This is a genomic window from Cytophagales bacterium, from assembly GCA_033344775.1.
GTDB lineage: Bacteria > Bacteroidota > Bacteroidia > Cytophagales > Cyclobacteriaceae > JAWPMT01.
This window is the reverse complement of the sequence record JAWPMT010000001.1, coordinates 76,528-91,545: the sequence shown is the minus strand read 5'-3', so window position 1 is coordinate 91,545 and position 15,018 is coordinate 76,528. Positions and strand designations below refer to the sequence as shown.

The window sequence follows — 15,018 nt, the reverse complement described above, 5'->3', positions numbered from 1 at the left end:
CAAATCCATCAAAATCATCTGAGGCGGTTATTAACTTAAGTGAATGACATTGGCTCATGGCGCGGCAAATTTTGCCACTAAAAAGGTCATGAAACAATTTGTCAGTACCCCTTCACTCCTTTCCACATTGTGGATCTTCGTACTATTCAACATCGTTTTTAGGGACTTACACCAATTCCTGAATCCGGTCGCATTTCAGGAGATGATCAGCCAAGAGATACCTGAAACCCAAGTACTCCTATTTGGAGTAATCCTGGAAATCCCCATCAGCATGGTATTGCTTTCCAAAATTTTACCTGCGCAGTTCAATAAATGGGTGAATCTGATTGCTGCTACAATCACCGCGCTCGGATTTCTAAGTACAATTTCTTCAGCGGACATGGATGATTTGTTCTTCATAGCGATCAAGACGATTACTTTGGCGTCCATCGTTTACATCTCCTGGAACCTACCCGTGCATTCGCAATCAAAAACCGCTGCCAAATGAACACCATTATGCTTGGGTTACTCATATGGCTGCCCTCCAAAGCTGGCCCATTCCTTATAGATGCACGGCATTTGAAAACGGAATTCTTACTATCCGAGGACTATGAACAATTAGCTGATTTTGCGATCGTGTTTCGGGATTACAGTCCTTCTAAGGAAAATTTTGAACTACTTTTCTGGCATGGCCTTAAGGAATCTTTAGTATTTCATGAAAGGCTGGGACAATCGAAACGGAGCTACAGTTTCGTGCTGAGAAAATTCAAAAGGCTACCTCATCATCAGTTTAGTCATCCCATCAATCAAGAAACACCCTTTCGTACAAATACCATCGAGGCTTTCCATATATTAAGACGGTTTACTGGACAATGGCATGGTTACTGGGAAGAAAAACCAGTACATCACTTTTGGTTACCGGTTCGAACTGTGGATATAACTTTCACGAAACGGACCAAACTCTTGGGTTTTCAGTCATGTTTTACCGGTGATGGGTTTGGCTGGAATTATGTAGTACAAAAGAAGAATCAAATCATCGTGTTAGGTTTTGTTTATCACTATGATGAAAATGGTGCATTAGCTAAAGGGAACCCACATGTAGGATTGATGCATCAGGACCTACATTTAACCTGGATTTCCGATAGTCATATCTATAACGAACAGGTATGCACCCATCCTGATTGTGCATTGGGACCACATTATGTGATCACCGGAATGGCATTTAATCCAAACCACCAACACCACAGGGCGGAAATAGGCTTTCAGGCCATCTACCTATCAGAGGAGATGGAATTACCTTTATTTCAGACAAGGCCTATCAATTAAAAGCAGTCATCATTCCGGAGGGTACCGATTATCACATATTGACTAAGTTTGGTAGTGAAGCTTATTTGAGTATGAAGAAAGTATGCGTGATTGGTGCAGGTCCTTCAGGGATTACTGCCGTAAAGAATTTGTTGGATGAAGGGTTAGATGTAGTATGCTATGATTATAATCCTGAAGTAGGTGGCAACTGGATCTTTAGCGAACAGGAAAGCCATAGCAGTGTCTTTGAAACCACTCATATCATTAGCTCAAAAACGCTTTCACAATACGAAGACTTCACTTTCGACGATTTTGAAGCCGGCATCCCGGACTACCCATCTCATGACCAGCTCAGAAGATATTTCCAGGCTTACGCCAAACATTTTGATCTGTATCGAGCAATCCAGTTCAATACCTTGGTTGAACATTGTAAGCTATTAGAAAATGGCACCTGGGAAGTTACCACACAGAAAGAAGGAGAAACAAGTAAGACGATCTTTTCAGACCTGGTCGTTTGCAACGGACATCATTGGAAACCTCGGTACCCAGAATATCCGGGAGAATTTACTGGTGAGTTGTTGCATTCACATCAATTCAAAAAAGCTGCTCCCTTTACTGATAAGCGCGTTTTAGTGATTGGTGGTGGCAATTCAGCTTGTGATGTAGCAGTTGAAACCAGCCGTGTGACGGCCAAAACAACGATAAGCATGCGCCGGGGCTATCGGATCATTCCCAAGTTCCTTTTTGGCAAGCCCAGCGATGTGATTGCAGGTGGCTTGAACTTTCTTCCGAGGAAACTCAAATACTTACTTTCGGAAATGACCGTTGGGATCATTCAGGGATCCAATGAACTGTATGGTTTACAGAAACCTACACAAAGAGTTGGTAAAACCCACCCTACCGTAAATGACGAACTCTTGTACAAACTCCGACATGGGAAAGTCTTTCCTAAAGTAGACATAGATCGTTTCGACGGGCAGACCGTACACTTCAAAGATGGGAGTTCAGAAGAATTTGATACAGTTATTGCTTGTACCGGCTTCGTATTGACGCATCCGTTTTTCGATCACGACTTCATCGATTATAGTGAAGGAGATGTTCCTTTGTACCTGAAAATGATGCACGAAAAGCATCAAAACCTTTATTTCATCGGCATGTTCCAACCATTGGGATGCATTTGGCCAGGATCGGAATTGCAAAGCAAAATTGCAGCCAGAGAGATCGCAGGAAAATGGAAGCGGCCATCCAATATTGCTGAATTATGCCGACGAGAAGTAACCCACCCACACATCAAGCAAGTAAAATCAGCTCGACACACCATCACGGTGGATTATAAGCAATTTGTGAAAGACCTGAAGAAGCACTTACCAAAGCATTATGTAAGGAAGGAAGCTCCAGTGACGGCTTAGTATTTGGAATCAAGAGAATCCACACTACTAAAGCCCACGGAGATAACTCCTTCGGGGGCTTCCAATGCTCTTAAGTTAAGGTTGAAGCTTTAATTTACAGAAGTCATTCCAGGAATGGAATCTTTGAAAATCGGTAATCAACATAACATTTTTAGCAAAGACTCCCCTTGGAGTGACCTTAACTGGGGCTTCATCGGGGGTCAACATCAATCATCCAGGTCAATGCAAGTGTTATCACCTGCATATTTATTTAGCACTGAACACCTTAATTGCCTGATCAATGTGGTCCACCACCTGATCCACATTTGCTCGGTTAAAGCACATCGGAGGCTTGGTTTTCAGGACACTATCATCAGGGCCATCCGTACTGATGAGGATATGATTACTTCTTAAGAAATTCTTGATGTGCGATGCAAGTGCTCTATCTGTTCCTGTGGTTCCTGGTTTCACGATATCAATTCCAATGAATAATCCGGAACCGCGAACATCTCCGATGCACGGGTGTGTCTTACTCAGTTCCCGTAACTGCTGCTGATAGTAGTCTCCTACAGTTCTTGCATGATGTTGCAAGCCTTCATTTTCAATGACATCAAGCACAGCCTGCCCTATGACACAAGAAACCGGATTACCACCAAAGGAGCTAAAAAACTCTACTCCCTGTTCAAAAGAAGCCGCAACTTCATCCGTAGTGACCACTGCACCGATCGGATGGCCATTTCCCATGGGCTTGCCGAGGATGACGAGATCAGGAACGACACCTTGCTGTTCAAAGCCCCAAAACTGATCCCCAACCCGACCAAAACCAGTCTGTACTTCGTCACTGATGCAAAGCCCACCTTGTGCTCGAATGGCTGCATAGACTGGTTTCAAATAGCCTTCTGCTAAGGGTACCTGTCCCCCACATCCGACAATGGGTTCAGCGATGAACGCAACAATCTTTTCAGTGGCCGATCGGATTTCGGCCACGGCATCAGTGGCATATTTCATGCCTGCATCTTCTCCCCCGTACTTACCCCGATACGTATCCGGAAGAGCCGTCTTGTGAATATAAGGTTGTTGGCCCTGTCCCCTGGCATGGCTGAACTTGTAATCACTCACATCAATGCCCAATTGGGTATTTCCATGATAGCCATGCTCCAACACCATGATAGAATCGCTACCCGTATGCTTCCTGACCAAACGCAGTGCCAGGTCCGTGGCAGCACTTCCTGAGTTGACAAAAAAGACCTTGTTTAATGGCTTAGGAAACTTGGCTAGTAGCTGCTCCGCATATGCCGTCAATTGATCGTAGAGGTAGCGTGTATTGGTATTGAGCCTAGCCATCTGAGCAGAGGCCCGCTCTACCACATGCGGATGGCAATGACCAACATGGGGAATGTTGTTATACGCATCCAATATGGCATTTCCATAACTGTCATACATATATTGGAAGGCAGCGCGCTCCATCCAGATTGGCGTCGAATAGCTTACAGAAAGGGTTTCACTCAGATGTTGATTCCTATGTGCTAGCTTTTCTGAAATCTCTGACAAGACAGGCAATTGCAATCCAAGCGATTCTCTAAGCAAACGGGAAACCTTTGTTGGACCTGTTTCCAGCCACTTATGCAACATAGACCAGGCATTATCTTCACTAACCGTCGCATACGTGTTGTCCGGGTCTACTTTTCGGGCATGTGCCGAATTACAAACACTGAGGCATAAGCGTGCCGCAATCAGGTAGTAAAGCAGGTCAACTTCCAGCGGTTTTAGCTGAATTTTCCGGTGATAGGACTTGGAAATAGTTACCAACCAGTGTAATGGGTCCTCTTTGTCGTAGCAAGCGTAAGTCAGTGCGACTGCCAATTCATTGATCAATGGTGAGCAAGTCGCATCTCCAAAATCAATGATCCCTGTAATGTCCTGTTCATGCTGTAGCAGGTTCATCTCGTTAGCATCGTTGTGAATCACTTGCTTGCGTAATTGAGGTAAGTGTTCCGCTACTTCCACTTCAAACTGATGAATGAAATATCTAACAATACTCCGTTGATGTTGGTCAGGAATATCATTAACGTATTTCTTGATCAATCCCAGGTGCTGAATATCCCATTCCCAGGCCCTACCCTTGTATAGCGGATGATCAAAATCTTTCAACAACAAGTCCATTTCGGCTAAGAAAGTACCGAGACTTTCAGCGGATTCCTGACGCATCGTATGGTCACCAGAAAAATCCCCTGACAGGAAAGAAAGCATTCGGCCTATGACTCGTACTCCATCAAGTGTAACATCGATGAGGTATTCCCCCTGCTTGGAAGATACAGGCATGGGAAATTGATCGGGCTTGTCTGCTTTCCGTTGTAAAAACAGCAATAATTCATTCTCAGCTCCGATGATCGCCAGCTCCTCCTCATCGTACCGATAAGTCTTGAAGACAAAACGTTCCCCCCTGGATTTGATCAGGTAATTGGAATTGGCGTAACCTACCAAACCTTTGATCTCACAATCGTGAAGATCGAAGTGGTCTGCCAACAATTTTTCAATGGAATAGGACAAGGCTTACAAAGGCTAATTTTTCTTCTTTTCTTCTATTTTTTCCATCACTTTCTGCCCCAATTGCATGCCCCACTGCCCTGCACTCTGCATGGATTCTTGTGTAATGAGTGGCGTTTTTTCTGCCAGTTTTTGACCAACCGGTGATTCATAAAAAGCTATGACGCCCAAGAGATCGTCAGCTGAAAGATGTTTGGAATACACTGGAACCAGGATCTCAACCAAATCTTCAATGGAAGTATTCAAGAATTCCTTTTCAAGTTCATCCCACGCTTCATCGTCCAAATCCATGGTCTGTGTCCGCATGGTCTGTATGGTTTGCTTGATCGCAACTTCAAAGGTTTCTTTGGAGCCTGATACTTCGAAGTAACGACTTAAAAGCTGCTTGTACTCATCGTCTTGCGCCTGCAACACAAAAGGAGTGGATAAAGCCAGTAGAAAGGATAAAATTGTTGTTTTCATGTTCCAAAATTTTATCCGAAGCTAGGAAATCTAATTGGGTCTGGCTTACACTTATTCTTTGTTTTTCTCAGATGGAACCAAAGCCCCAAACACAGACACAAAAAGTGTGATCAAAAAGAACAGGAGACTAAAGGCAACAGCCGTGTTTTTATCGATCAAAAGAAATTCATGTCCCAGTATAAACGTCAGTTCCCTGGCTCCGACTCCTCCTATCGTAAAGGGTAAAACTGCCACTACAGAAGACACTAAAAAAAGTACCTGATATTCCAGGTATTGGGCGGATACATCAAGTGACAACAGGATAAAATAAGCACAAATCACCTGTTGTCCCTGGGTAAATAGTGAATAGATGGAAGTGATCAAGAATTGGTTTGTGAAACTCTTAAAAACAATGCGTTTCAGCCCATAAAAAACGGGAAAAGCGAGCAGCCCGGCAAGCAAGGTCAATATGTTCAACCACGCTGGGACCTGTGACAACTGCAGAAAGAAAAAACCAATGCAAGCCAGGGCGCAAAGGGCTACCATACCACTCAGGCGATCTACAAGGGCCCCGGCAGCCAATAGCTTGGCGCTGATCCCACTACGCTTATGCAATAAATACACTTTGTAGCCGTCACCACCAATACCCCCGGGAAGAAACAAGTTATAGAACATACCCAGCCAGGCCAGTTTCATGTTTTCCCATTCACTAAGCTCTAGTGCTATGTTTCGGAAATAGACGTTCAACCTTAAGGCGCTACTTACTTTCGACAAGACAAAAAGTATTACGGCAATCAAAAGAAACCCAGGGTGTGCAGAGATCAGAATTTGCTTCGTCTGTTCCCAATCAATGGCCCTGAATACGATGACCATGGCTCCGACAGAAACCACAATCTTTATCAGTGTTTTTAATTGCTTTTTTATTCGATCACTCACCCTGGAAGGTATCCTTTACCCGGAACGTCTTCTTGTCCTGTGACTCGTAGTAGGTTCTGACAATTAACTCTGCTACAATACCAATCGTGATCAATTGAATGCCACCCAGGACCAGCGTAATACCAAGGATCAGCAAAGGCCGGCCTCCAATCTCGTGGCCAAGGATTTTAATGATCAAAAGATATATGTTGATGATCACTCCAGCACCAAAAGTTAACAACCCCACCGTACCGAATAAGTGAATCGGTCGCTGAAAATACTTTTGAAAAAAGACCATGAGCATTAGGTCACTCATTACTTTGAAAGTACGACCCAAACCATATTTCGATTTTCCATATTGACGGGCATGATGCTTAACTGGCATTTCATCCAAACGCGCGCCCTGAAGCTTTGCCAGTACAGGAATAAATCGATGCAATTCTCCATAGAGCCCCAGGTTTTTAGCAATGTCCTTACGAAATACTTTCAAGGTACAGCCATAGTCATGGAGGTAAACTCCGGTCAGCTTACGGATCATCGCATTAGCCAATTGACTTGGAATCTTTCGCAAAAACATGCCGTCCTGGCGATTGGCCCGAATTCCAGCTACAACGTCCAAATCTTCCTTTTCCAGTTTGGCGATCATCTCGGGAATATCAGAAGGGTCATTCTGTAAGTCGCCATCGAGCGTGATGATATAGTCGCCATCTGCGGCATCAATCCCGGCTGCCATCGCAGTAGTCTGGCCATAATTCTTATTCAGGATGACTGCCCTTGTATGGCTATCAGAATGAGTCTTGATCTCTGCGACGGTACGGTCCGTACTCCCATCATCTACCAGTACTACTTCGTAATCCCAACCTTCAAGTGATTTACTGATGTGTTCGAGTAAAGGCTTTATGCTTTCTTCCTCGTTCATTACTGGGATTACCAGCGATATCTTTTTGGTCATGTCCTTCTAAAAAAGGGCAAAAGTAAAACTTCGACAAATTCAATGAACTCATTTAATTGAAAATTCATTTAATGTATGTACATTTAATGTGAATACTTTTATTAAACCTTACCCTCTAGATCATGAGTGCAATGTCATCATCCCTCTCAAAACCCTTGAAAACTACTGCTACCGTGCTGCGATACCTGCTTGGAGCTGTCTTTTTGATTTTTGGCCTCAATGGATTCCTGAATTTCATCCCACAACCTGATTTGCCGTTAAAAGCCATGGCGTTTATGAAAGGATTATCTGCGGCTAGTTACTTCTTTCCCTTAGTAAAAGGACTGGAAGTATTGGCAGGAGTATTTTTACTCAGCAATCGGTTCGTGCCTTTGGCTATTGCTATTTTAGGCCCAATTACATTAAACATTTTCTTGTTTCACCTCACACTGACTCCTATTAACCCTGTGGCATTTGTGGTCTTTTTGGGGAACCTGTTTTTGGCTTATGCCTATCAGGATCATTTCAAGGGCGTATTCGCGAAGTAGTCGCACTAAAAAAATATTATTTCCAAAGCCGATGCTTTTTCGAAAGGTCGGCTTTGTTGCTTTTCAGCCAATCCAACAATCCGCTCACAGAATAGCTTTCTTCGTCTACAAGGAACTGCCATTAACTTCACTACCCAAATATTGATGTATCATGATCAACCATTTCTTGAAGCGAACAACACCACTCCTCAGTTTGGCATTATTCCTACTTGTCGGATTTACTACCCCGTTACAAGCTCAAAAGCGTTATTTCCCTTCCTATAATGACTGGGAAACTAGAACCCCAAATACAGTGGGCATGAATGGTTCTAAACTTCAGGAAGCAGTCGATTTTGCGATTGAAAATGAAACGAATGCACCCAGAGATCAGGAGCAAAATCACTACACCCTTAGTTTCGGTAAAGAACCCTACGGCTATGGCATAGGTCCATTCAAGACCCGTGGACCTGCTACCGGATTGATCATCAAAGACGGGTATATCGTCGCGCAATGGGGAGATCCTACCAGTGTGGACATGACACATAGTGTGACCAAAACGTTCTTGAGTAGTACGGTTGGATTGGCCTGGGACAAGGGGTTGATCAAATTGGATGACCTGGTATACAAGGACATGGCCCCTGTTATTCCTTATGAGCCTTACAACATGGCAAGGAACAAATCCGAAGGTTGGGGCACTCCTCACGTGTTGTCCCTGTGGGATACCGAGCACAATCAAAAGATCACCTGGAATCACCTTTTACGGCAAACCAGTGATTGGGAAGGCACGTTATGGGGAAAACCTGACTGGGCCGATCGGCCTAATCGTGAGACGCCCAGAGAATGGACCACACGCCCTAGAAATGAACCGGGTAGCGTGTATAAATACAACGACGTACGCGTAAACCTCCTGGCACTGTCCATCATGAACATTTGGCGTAAACCACTGCCAGAAGTGCTTAAAACCGAAGTAATGGAGAAAATAGATGCTTCCAAAACCTGGAGATGGCATGGTTATGAAAACTCATGGATCATCTTAGATGGAGTAGTTTCTCAAGCCGTCAGCGGTGGTGGTCACTGGGGTGGCGGTATGTTCATCAATGCGTATGATCAGGCCAGACTGGGTTACCTGACACTCAATGAAGGCAATTGGAACGGTAATCAAATCCTTTCAAAAGAATGGATGAAACATGCAACTACACCTACAAAAGCCAGAAAAACGTATGGCTTCATGAATTACTTCCTGAATACGGACCAGGCATTATACCCAAGTGCACCAGCTTCTGCTTTTGCTCATTTGGGAGCCGGTACCAACATGGTGTATGTGGATCGGGAAAATGACCTGATCATTGTAGCCAGATGGATTGATAGAAACGCACTCGATGGGCTGATTGGCCGTGTTTTGGAAAGTCTGGAGTAAATTAGGCTCCATGATAGTCTTAATAACCGGAGCCACAGGAATGGTGGGCAAAGGCGTTTTACTGGAATGCCTGGATGATTCGAACATTGAACAAGTAATCACCATCGGTCGATCTGAACTTGACGTCACAGATCCCAAACTAAAATCTCTGATCCACAAAGACTTCAAGGACTATTCTACAATCAGTAATCGATTAAAAGGAATTGATGCCTGTTACCTCTGCATGGGTGTTAGTGCTGCTGGTCTATCTGAAGAGAAATACACCGAGTTGACCTACGATTATACGTTGGCATTAGCTACATCCCTTTTAGAACTCAATCCAAAGATGACTTGCACCTATGTTTCCGGTCAGGGCACAGATTCTTCGGAACAAGGGCGAACCATGTGGGCGCGGGTAAAAGGCAAGACTGAGAATGACTTATTGAAACTAGGCTTTAAGCAAGCGTTCATGTTCCGACCAGGAGGCATCATTCCACTCCGTGGGATCAAATCGAAAACCAGACTTTATCAGTTTATTTATGACTACTTCATGTGGTTGATCAAATTGATCAAGTGGATGTCTCCTAATTCCATTGTCAATACCACACAGATTGGTCAATCCATGATTTTTGTCACACGAACGGGATATTCAAAGGACATCCTAGATCCGAAAGATATCATCGATACCGCTGGATAGTTCATCAATACACCAACTTAAGTTTTCTTCCTTAGCAATATAACTCCTGCAAAGATGAATCCTGTGGCCAGCCAATCTAATGCGGTAATGGTTTCATCCAGCAATAGCACACCTATGATTAAGGCTACCACTGGTGGTATGTAGGTGGCAGAAGAAGCAGTTGTCGCTCCCAGCTGAGCTACGACATAGTAGTATAGGATGAACGCGAGCCCCGTTCCTAACAGACCCAGGCCCAGTACCAATCCCACCAATGCATAATGATCAGTAAGGATCTGATCTACACCACTAAAGTCCGTAACAAAGAGCATCAATAAAGAAGCCAGACCCAATTGATAGGTAGTCAATGCACCTGAAGGAATATTTAATGGGGTAATAAATCGTCGGGCGTAAACAAATGAGGCGCCTATGCTCAAAGAACCCAGGATCAAATACAGTACACCTTCCCCCGTTTCAGAGGAAAGATGACTTTCAAATGGTCGGGCGACTATCAACACACCAAGCAGTCCCAATAAAATTCCTGTGGCTTTTCTGCGGGTCAGCTTTTCTTCGGGAATAAAGATTACGGAAAGGATAAAAGCAAATAAAGGAATGGCCCCGCTTACGGCACCTGCTATTCCTGACGGAAGCAATCCTGTTCCTTTGACAAATAAATAGTAATAAACAGCTGCTGCCAAATTGGACATCACTAGAAAGTGACCAATGTATTTCAAATGCGAAAGATCCAATTGACGGGTCACAAGAGCGTAGAGCAATACTGGAATGAAACCTAAAAACAATCGGAAAAAGACAATCTGAAAAGGTGTGAGGTGAACGAGTGCCCACTTCATGAATATAAAATTGGTCCCCCACACCAATCCAAGTATCCAAAAAGCCAATAAAGGTCCGAAAGAATTACGTCTGGTGGGGTTCAATTCGCTGTTGCTTGTGGCAAGTTCTATGATGGCGTGTATCAACCTTTATTGATCGTGAAATTGAATGTCGCCCCTGCATTTTCATTGGCAAGCAATTCAATTGTTCCTCCCTCCTTTTCTACGATTTTTTTGACGATGGCCAATCCTAATCCTGTTCCTGATGTTGATCCGTTCATTGTTACGAGTGGCTCGAAAATTTTGCTTGTATCGCCCCTGATGCCCTTTCCATCATCTGAAACGTGAAAAGCATATTTACTCTCCTTTTCTTCAAAGAAAATCTTGATGTTTAGGCCTAGATCAGGGTTGTGTTTAATGGCATTTTGGATAAGGTTAGTAAATACATGCCTCAGGGCAACTTTTCGCACCCTAATCCCATGATCACCTTCTGGTAATTCAATGCGATGCTTACCATGAGGATCCAACATCTGAGTAACTTCTTTGATCCATTCTTTAAAATTGATCTCCTCAGCTTCGATACTTGACAATGAATCGGAACGGTAATAATCAAGTAATTCGGTCATAAAGAGCTGAATGTTGATTCCCGCTTTTTTGATCATTCCCACATACTGCCCCACCGTATCTTTGTCCAGTTCATCAGAATACTTAATATCACTATCTAAAAGGTCTGCTAAGCCCACGACATTGGCCATCGGAGAATTGATATCGTGTATCACTGTGTGTGTAAACTCTTCCAGCTCATTGTACTGTTTTCTCTGGATATCCTTGATCGATCTCAGTAATCTGAGATTACGGCGATATTCCAATAAATGCATCACTTGCTGTCCCAGTCTCGCAAGCATATGCTCCTGTTCCTCTGTGATCTTATTAGGTTTATGATCTACAACACAAAGTGTTCCTAGAACAAAACCTTCATTGCTCCTGAGTTTTACACCGGCATAAAACACCACAGGTGAGTTCCCTTGATTGACTGGACTATTTTCAAACCTGTCGTCGTTTCTAGTATCCTCAACGATCATTGTTTCTTCATCTGCAACAATGGTATGCGAACAAACTGCGATATCACGCTTCATTTCTGTAGCAGCAATACCTACTTTGGCTTTGTGCCATTTTCGGTCTTGATCTATGAAACTGACGATAGCCACTGGCACCTGGCAAATGTGTGCAGCTAAACTCGCGATATTATCATATTCATCTTCAGGATCTGAATCCAGGATGTCATATTGAATCAGAGCCTCCAGTCGTTCTAGTTCGTTCGCAGGTTTTTGAGCATGTTGCATAGGCAAACTGATGCGGGTTGTCTAATTAAGCCAGGTTTAATGAGCCAAAGTAATAAAAACCGATTTGAGGCAGCAATAGACATCCAACAAATTCAACAGACGGTAAAAGATTAAACGTATTTGTCAGAAAGGCCACGTATGACAAACTCTTTAGGTTGACGGAAATAGTTTGTCGATCAATTGACAGGAACCGGATGACCTTCGGTATTGGATCTGACCTGCCATTGTTCTTCATACATAGACGAATAAATCACTTCATACTCAAACGGGAAATCGTAGACAATTTCAGCATTCAGAAGCATCTTGATGGCTTCTTCGTTCCTGAAATCATACTGATAGGTAAACAGATCAACGGATTCCGAAGCACGAATGGCCTCTCCTTGTGTCAACTCCGTAATTTGTGTGAAAAATCCGTATTCTAACAATGGCGGATAAGCCTCCTCAAAAAAGGTCATCAGCTCATACGAAGACCCTTGATCCAGAATACGGCTCGATTCAATGATGGCTGGACCAAGGCCGTCATTCCGCAACGACAGTCTGATCTCAATTTTGGTTTGATCGCCTTCCGTCTCATTCTTCGTAATAGACTTGACAACATTTTTATTGAAAGTGAGCCTGGGACGAACCGATAACCTGCTTTGACCCTTGATCAAATGAGTCTGATATAGAAATATGATCAGCGTCATCAAACTGATCAACATGGCTGAGATACCTATGATGCGATCTGTACTGGGGCCTTTTCTCTTCATAGTTTGGAAACGAAAAAGGCCATCTCACGATGACCTTCAAAATAATTTGGCGAATAATGCGGTTTATCCCACTTTCTTTGATGAGTCTCGATTGGCACCTGTGGCTTTCTCCATAGGAAGCTTGGCACGCATCAAGGCAGCAGTTGCCGACTTCTCCAGCAATTCCCTGTTTGCTTCATAGGAGAACCCTAACTCTTGTAGCTCTTTGATTACTTTATCATACTCCTCGGCCCGCGTAAATGTAAAATTCTCTTTGCTCTGGAAATACACCGCTTCTATGATATTCAACGTCTTGCGGATGAGTGTATACAATTTATCCTCATTGGTCTCTTCCGGAGGCGTAGCATTCTGAGCATAAACCTCAGGAACTGATTTTTTCAATTCTTCAAAGTGCTCTCTCAAAATTTCCGTAGATGTTTTCAAATCCTCGCTCATAATAAAAGGGCTATGCGCCTAGTGTTTTCAAAGTTTTCAAAAGATCATGTGCCACCGTGTGATCCGATTCCGGAGACAAAGTGATGTATCGTAAAATGGCTTTGGACGCCTGATCATATTCATGCATAGAGATCAGTACCAGTCCAAGGTTATAATATCCATTAGGAAAAGTAGGCTCAATCTCGGTAGACACTTCGTAGTGCATCTTCGAAAGTGAGAAATTGCCTAACTCGGAATACAAATTACCCAGGTTATAATGTGCCTCGTAATGACGTGGGTTTTCCTGTAAGCATCGTGTCAGGTAATCTACCGCCTTCGAATGTTCTTCCTTGGCATTCATGAGGATCCCAAGGTTGCAATACGCATTGGCCACTGATTCGCCTGCTTCTATGGCTTTTAAGTATAATTGCTCAGCAGATGCATCTCCAAGCTCATCTAGTTCCAGGGCTTGCTCAAAAAAACCGCCTTTGTCATTTAATCTCAATACCCGGGGCTCAGCTACAATTTGATTGAACAAATTCAATTGACCAAGATCTTCCAGATCAGGCTTTTTCCTCTTCCGGGCTTTTTTCAATCCCAGCTTTTCAGGAGCACTTACAGGAAACTTGATTACTTTGGCCATGAAGCAAATTTAACTTGCCTTTTTCGCATCTTCCTCTACTTCTTGACTTTCTGAAGCTTTTTCCATCGGTTTCTTCGATTTTTTTGCTTCTTCAATACTCGCCTTCAAGGCTGTCATGATATCTACAACTTCAGGCTCTTCCTCCTGAGCAATCACTACTTCTTTTCCTTCGATCTTACTATCGATCATATCGCGTAGTGCATTGTTGTATTTATCCTCCAGTTTGATGTCTTTGAATTTCTTGGACATACTATCCACCAGGGTCTTGGCCAGCTTCAACTGATCTTCATCGGCGGCAGTTTCTTTTGGTATCTGAGGTACATCAATAACGCGACGAACTTCATCTGGGTACCGTAGCTTGTATAACAATATGCCCGATTCATGCGGTGTAAGCAGCACAACGCTTTCCCGATCCCGTAACACGACTTTGCCTACGCCTACTTTTCCGGTTTCAAGCAAGGTCTCGCACAGTAGGGAATAAGTCTTTCCGGCCACTTCTCCATCCGGTCCAGCAAAATAAGGCGCGTCAAATAAGGTATGATGCACTTCCGAGGCATCCACAAATCCTTCTATTTCAATAAGCTTCGTGCTTTTCAATTTGATCTTCTGGAAATCATCGTCATCAATGATCACGAATTGACCAGGCTCATATTGGTAGCCTTTCACAATGTCTTCACTTCGTAATAAGTCACCTGTGATCTTATCGCGCTTCTCATATTTTACCTGATTGTTGGTCTCTTTCGACAACAGATTGAATCGGATGTTTTGGGCCGTATCAATGGCGTTATAAATCCTGATAGGGATTGTAACTAAAGAAAATTGTATGTGTCCTTTCCAGATTGCGCGCATGACTTTCAGGATTTATAATCAAATGTAAATTGATTAAATAATAAATACAAGTAACTAATATTAACTTGTTGACATTATGAAAGTTATG

Annotated in this window: 16 protein-coding genes; 6 read left to right on the top strand and 10 right to left on the bottom strand. The window is 43.4% G+C overall.

The window, feature by feature from the left end; all coding sequences use genetic code 11:
* Window positions 1-43: 43 nt before the first annotated feature.
* From R8G66_00350 to R8G66_00340, 3 genes are all read left to right on the top strand, one after another.
* Window positions 44-487, top strand: coding sequence for a DUF6326 family protein (locus R8G66_00350; protein MDW3190779.1), 444 nt, complete (start codon window positions 44-46; stop codon window positions 485-487).
* Window positions 484-1,305, top strand: coding sequence for a hypothetical protein (locus tag R8G66_00345; GenBank protein MDW3190778.1), 822 nt, complete (start codon window positions 484-486; stop codon window positions 1,303-1,305). The genes R8G66_00350 and R8G66_00345 overlap by 4 nt, the downstream gene beginning before the upstream one ends.
* A gap of 71 nt (window positions 1,306-1,376) precedes the next feature.
* Window positions 1,377-2,693, top strand: coding sequence for an NAD(P)-binding domain-containing protein (locus R8G66_00340; GenBank protein MDW3190777.1), 1,317 nt, complete (start codon window positions 1,377-1,379; stop codon window positions 2,691-2,693).
* 246 nt (window positions 2,694-2,939) lie between these two features.
* Here R8G66_00340 and R8G66_00335 read toward each other — a convergent pair whose 3' ends face one another.
* The 4 genes from R8G66_00335 to R8G66_00320 are packed head-to-tail and all read right to left on the bottom strand — an operon-like array spanning window position 2,940 to window position 7,527.
* Entirely contained in the window at window positions 2,940-5,222 is a 2,283-nt protein-coding gene (locus R8G66_00335) for an aminotransferase class III-fold pyridoxal phosphate-dependent enzyme (protein MDW3190776.1), read from the bottom strand.
* Between the two features lie 12 nt (window positions 5,223-5,234).
* Window positions 5,235-5,681 (bottom strand): DUF2059 domain-containing protein, encoded by a 447-nt coding sequence (locus R8G66_00330; GenBank protein ID MDW3190775.1) that lies wholly within the window; start codon window positions 5,679-5,681, stop codon window positions 5,235-5,237.
* Between the two features lie 51 nt (window positions 5,682-5,732).
* Window positions 5,733-6,596, bottom strand: a complete 864-nt coding sequence (locus R8G66_00325) for a lysylphosphatidylglycerol synthase transmembrane domain-containing protein (GenBank protein ID MDW3190774.1) — start codon at window positions 6,594-6,596, stop codon at window positions 5,733-5,735.
* Window positions 6,589-7,527 (bottom strand): glycosyltransferase family 2 protein, encoded by a 939-nt coding sequence (locus R8G66_00320; GenBank protein ID MDW3190773.1) that lies wholly within the window; start codon window positions 7,525-7,527, stop codon window positions 6,589-6,591. The genes R8G66_00325 and R8G66_00320 overlap by 8 nt, the downstream gene beginning before the upstream one ends.
* A 131-nt stretch (window positions 7,528-7,658) precedes the next feature.
* On the opposite strand from R8G66_00320, the gene R8G66_00315 reads away from it, so the two are divergent.
* From R8G66_00315 to R8G66_00305, 3 genes are all read left to right on the top strand, one after another.
* Window positions 7,659-8,054 carry a hypothetical protein gene (locus R8G66_00315; protein MDW3190772.1) on the top strand — a complete coding sequence of 132 codons (396 nt, stop codon included), beginning with the start codon at window positions 7,659-7,661 and terminating at the stop codon, window positions 8,052-8,054.
* A gap of 151 nt (window positions 8,055-8,205) precedes the next feature.
* On the top strand, window positions 8,206-9,450 hold the full coding sequence (locus R8G66_00310; GenBank protein MDW3190771.1) for a serine hydrolase: 1,245 nt from the start codon (window positions 8,206-8,208) through the stop codon (window positions 9,448-9,450).
* 10 nt (window positions 9,451-9,460) lie between these two features.
* Entirely contained in the window at window positions 9,461-10,126 is a 666-nt protein-coding gene (locus R8G66_00305) for an NAD-dependent epimerase/dehydratase family protein (GenBank protein MDW3190770.1), read from the top strand.
* Between the two features lie 17 nt (window positions 10,127-10,143).
* On the opposite strand, the gene R8G66_00300 is transcribed toward R8G66_00305, so the two are convergent.
* The 6 genes from R8G66_00300 to R8G66_00275 form a co-directional block, all read right to left on the bottom strand.
* Window positions 10,144-11,001 (bottom strand): DMT family transporter, encoded by an 858-nt coding sequence (locus R8G66_00300; GenBank protein ID MDW3190769.1) that lies wholly within the window; start codon window positions 10,999-11,001, stop codon window positions 10,144-10,146.
* A 74-nt stretch (window positions 11,002-11,075) separates the two neighbouring features.
* The gene (locus R8G66_00295) at window positions 11,076-12,275 is read right to left on the bottom strand and encodes a GAF domain-containing sensor histidine kinase (protein MDW3190768.1); all 1,200 of its coding nucleotides are present in this window, start codon (window positions 12,273-12,275) and stop codon (window positions 11,076-11,078) included.
* A 176-nt stretch (window positions 12,276-12,451) separates the two neighbouring features.
* On the bottom strand, window positions 12,452-13,024 hold the full coding sequence (locus R8G66_00290) for a hypothetical protein (GenBank protein ID MDW3190767.1): 573 nt from the start codon (window positions 13,022-13,024) through the stop codon (window positions 12,452-12,454).
* A gap of 63 nt (window positions 13,025-13,087) precedes the next feature.
* Window positions 13,088-13,459, bottom strand: a complete 372-nt coding sequence (locus tag R8G66_00285) for a hypothetical protein (protein MDW3190766.1) — start codon at window positions 13,457-13,459, stop codon at window positions 13,088-13,090.
* 10 nt (window positions 13,460-13,469) lie between these two features.
* Window positions 13,470-14,081, bottom strand: a complete 612-nt coding sequence (locus R8G66_00280; GenBank protein ID MDW3190765.1) for a tetratricopeptide repeat protein — start codon at window positions 14,079-14,081, stop codon at window positions 13,470-13,472.
* Between the two features lie 9 nt (window positions 14,082-14,090).
* Entirely contained in the window at window positions 14,091-14,930 is an 840-nt protein-coding gene (locus tag R8G66_00275; GenBank protein MDW3190764.1) for a Ku protein, read from the bottom strand.
* Window positions 14,931-15,018 lie beyond the last annotated feature (88 nt).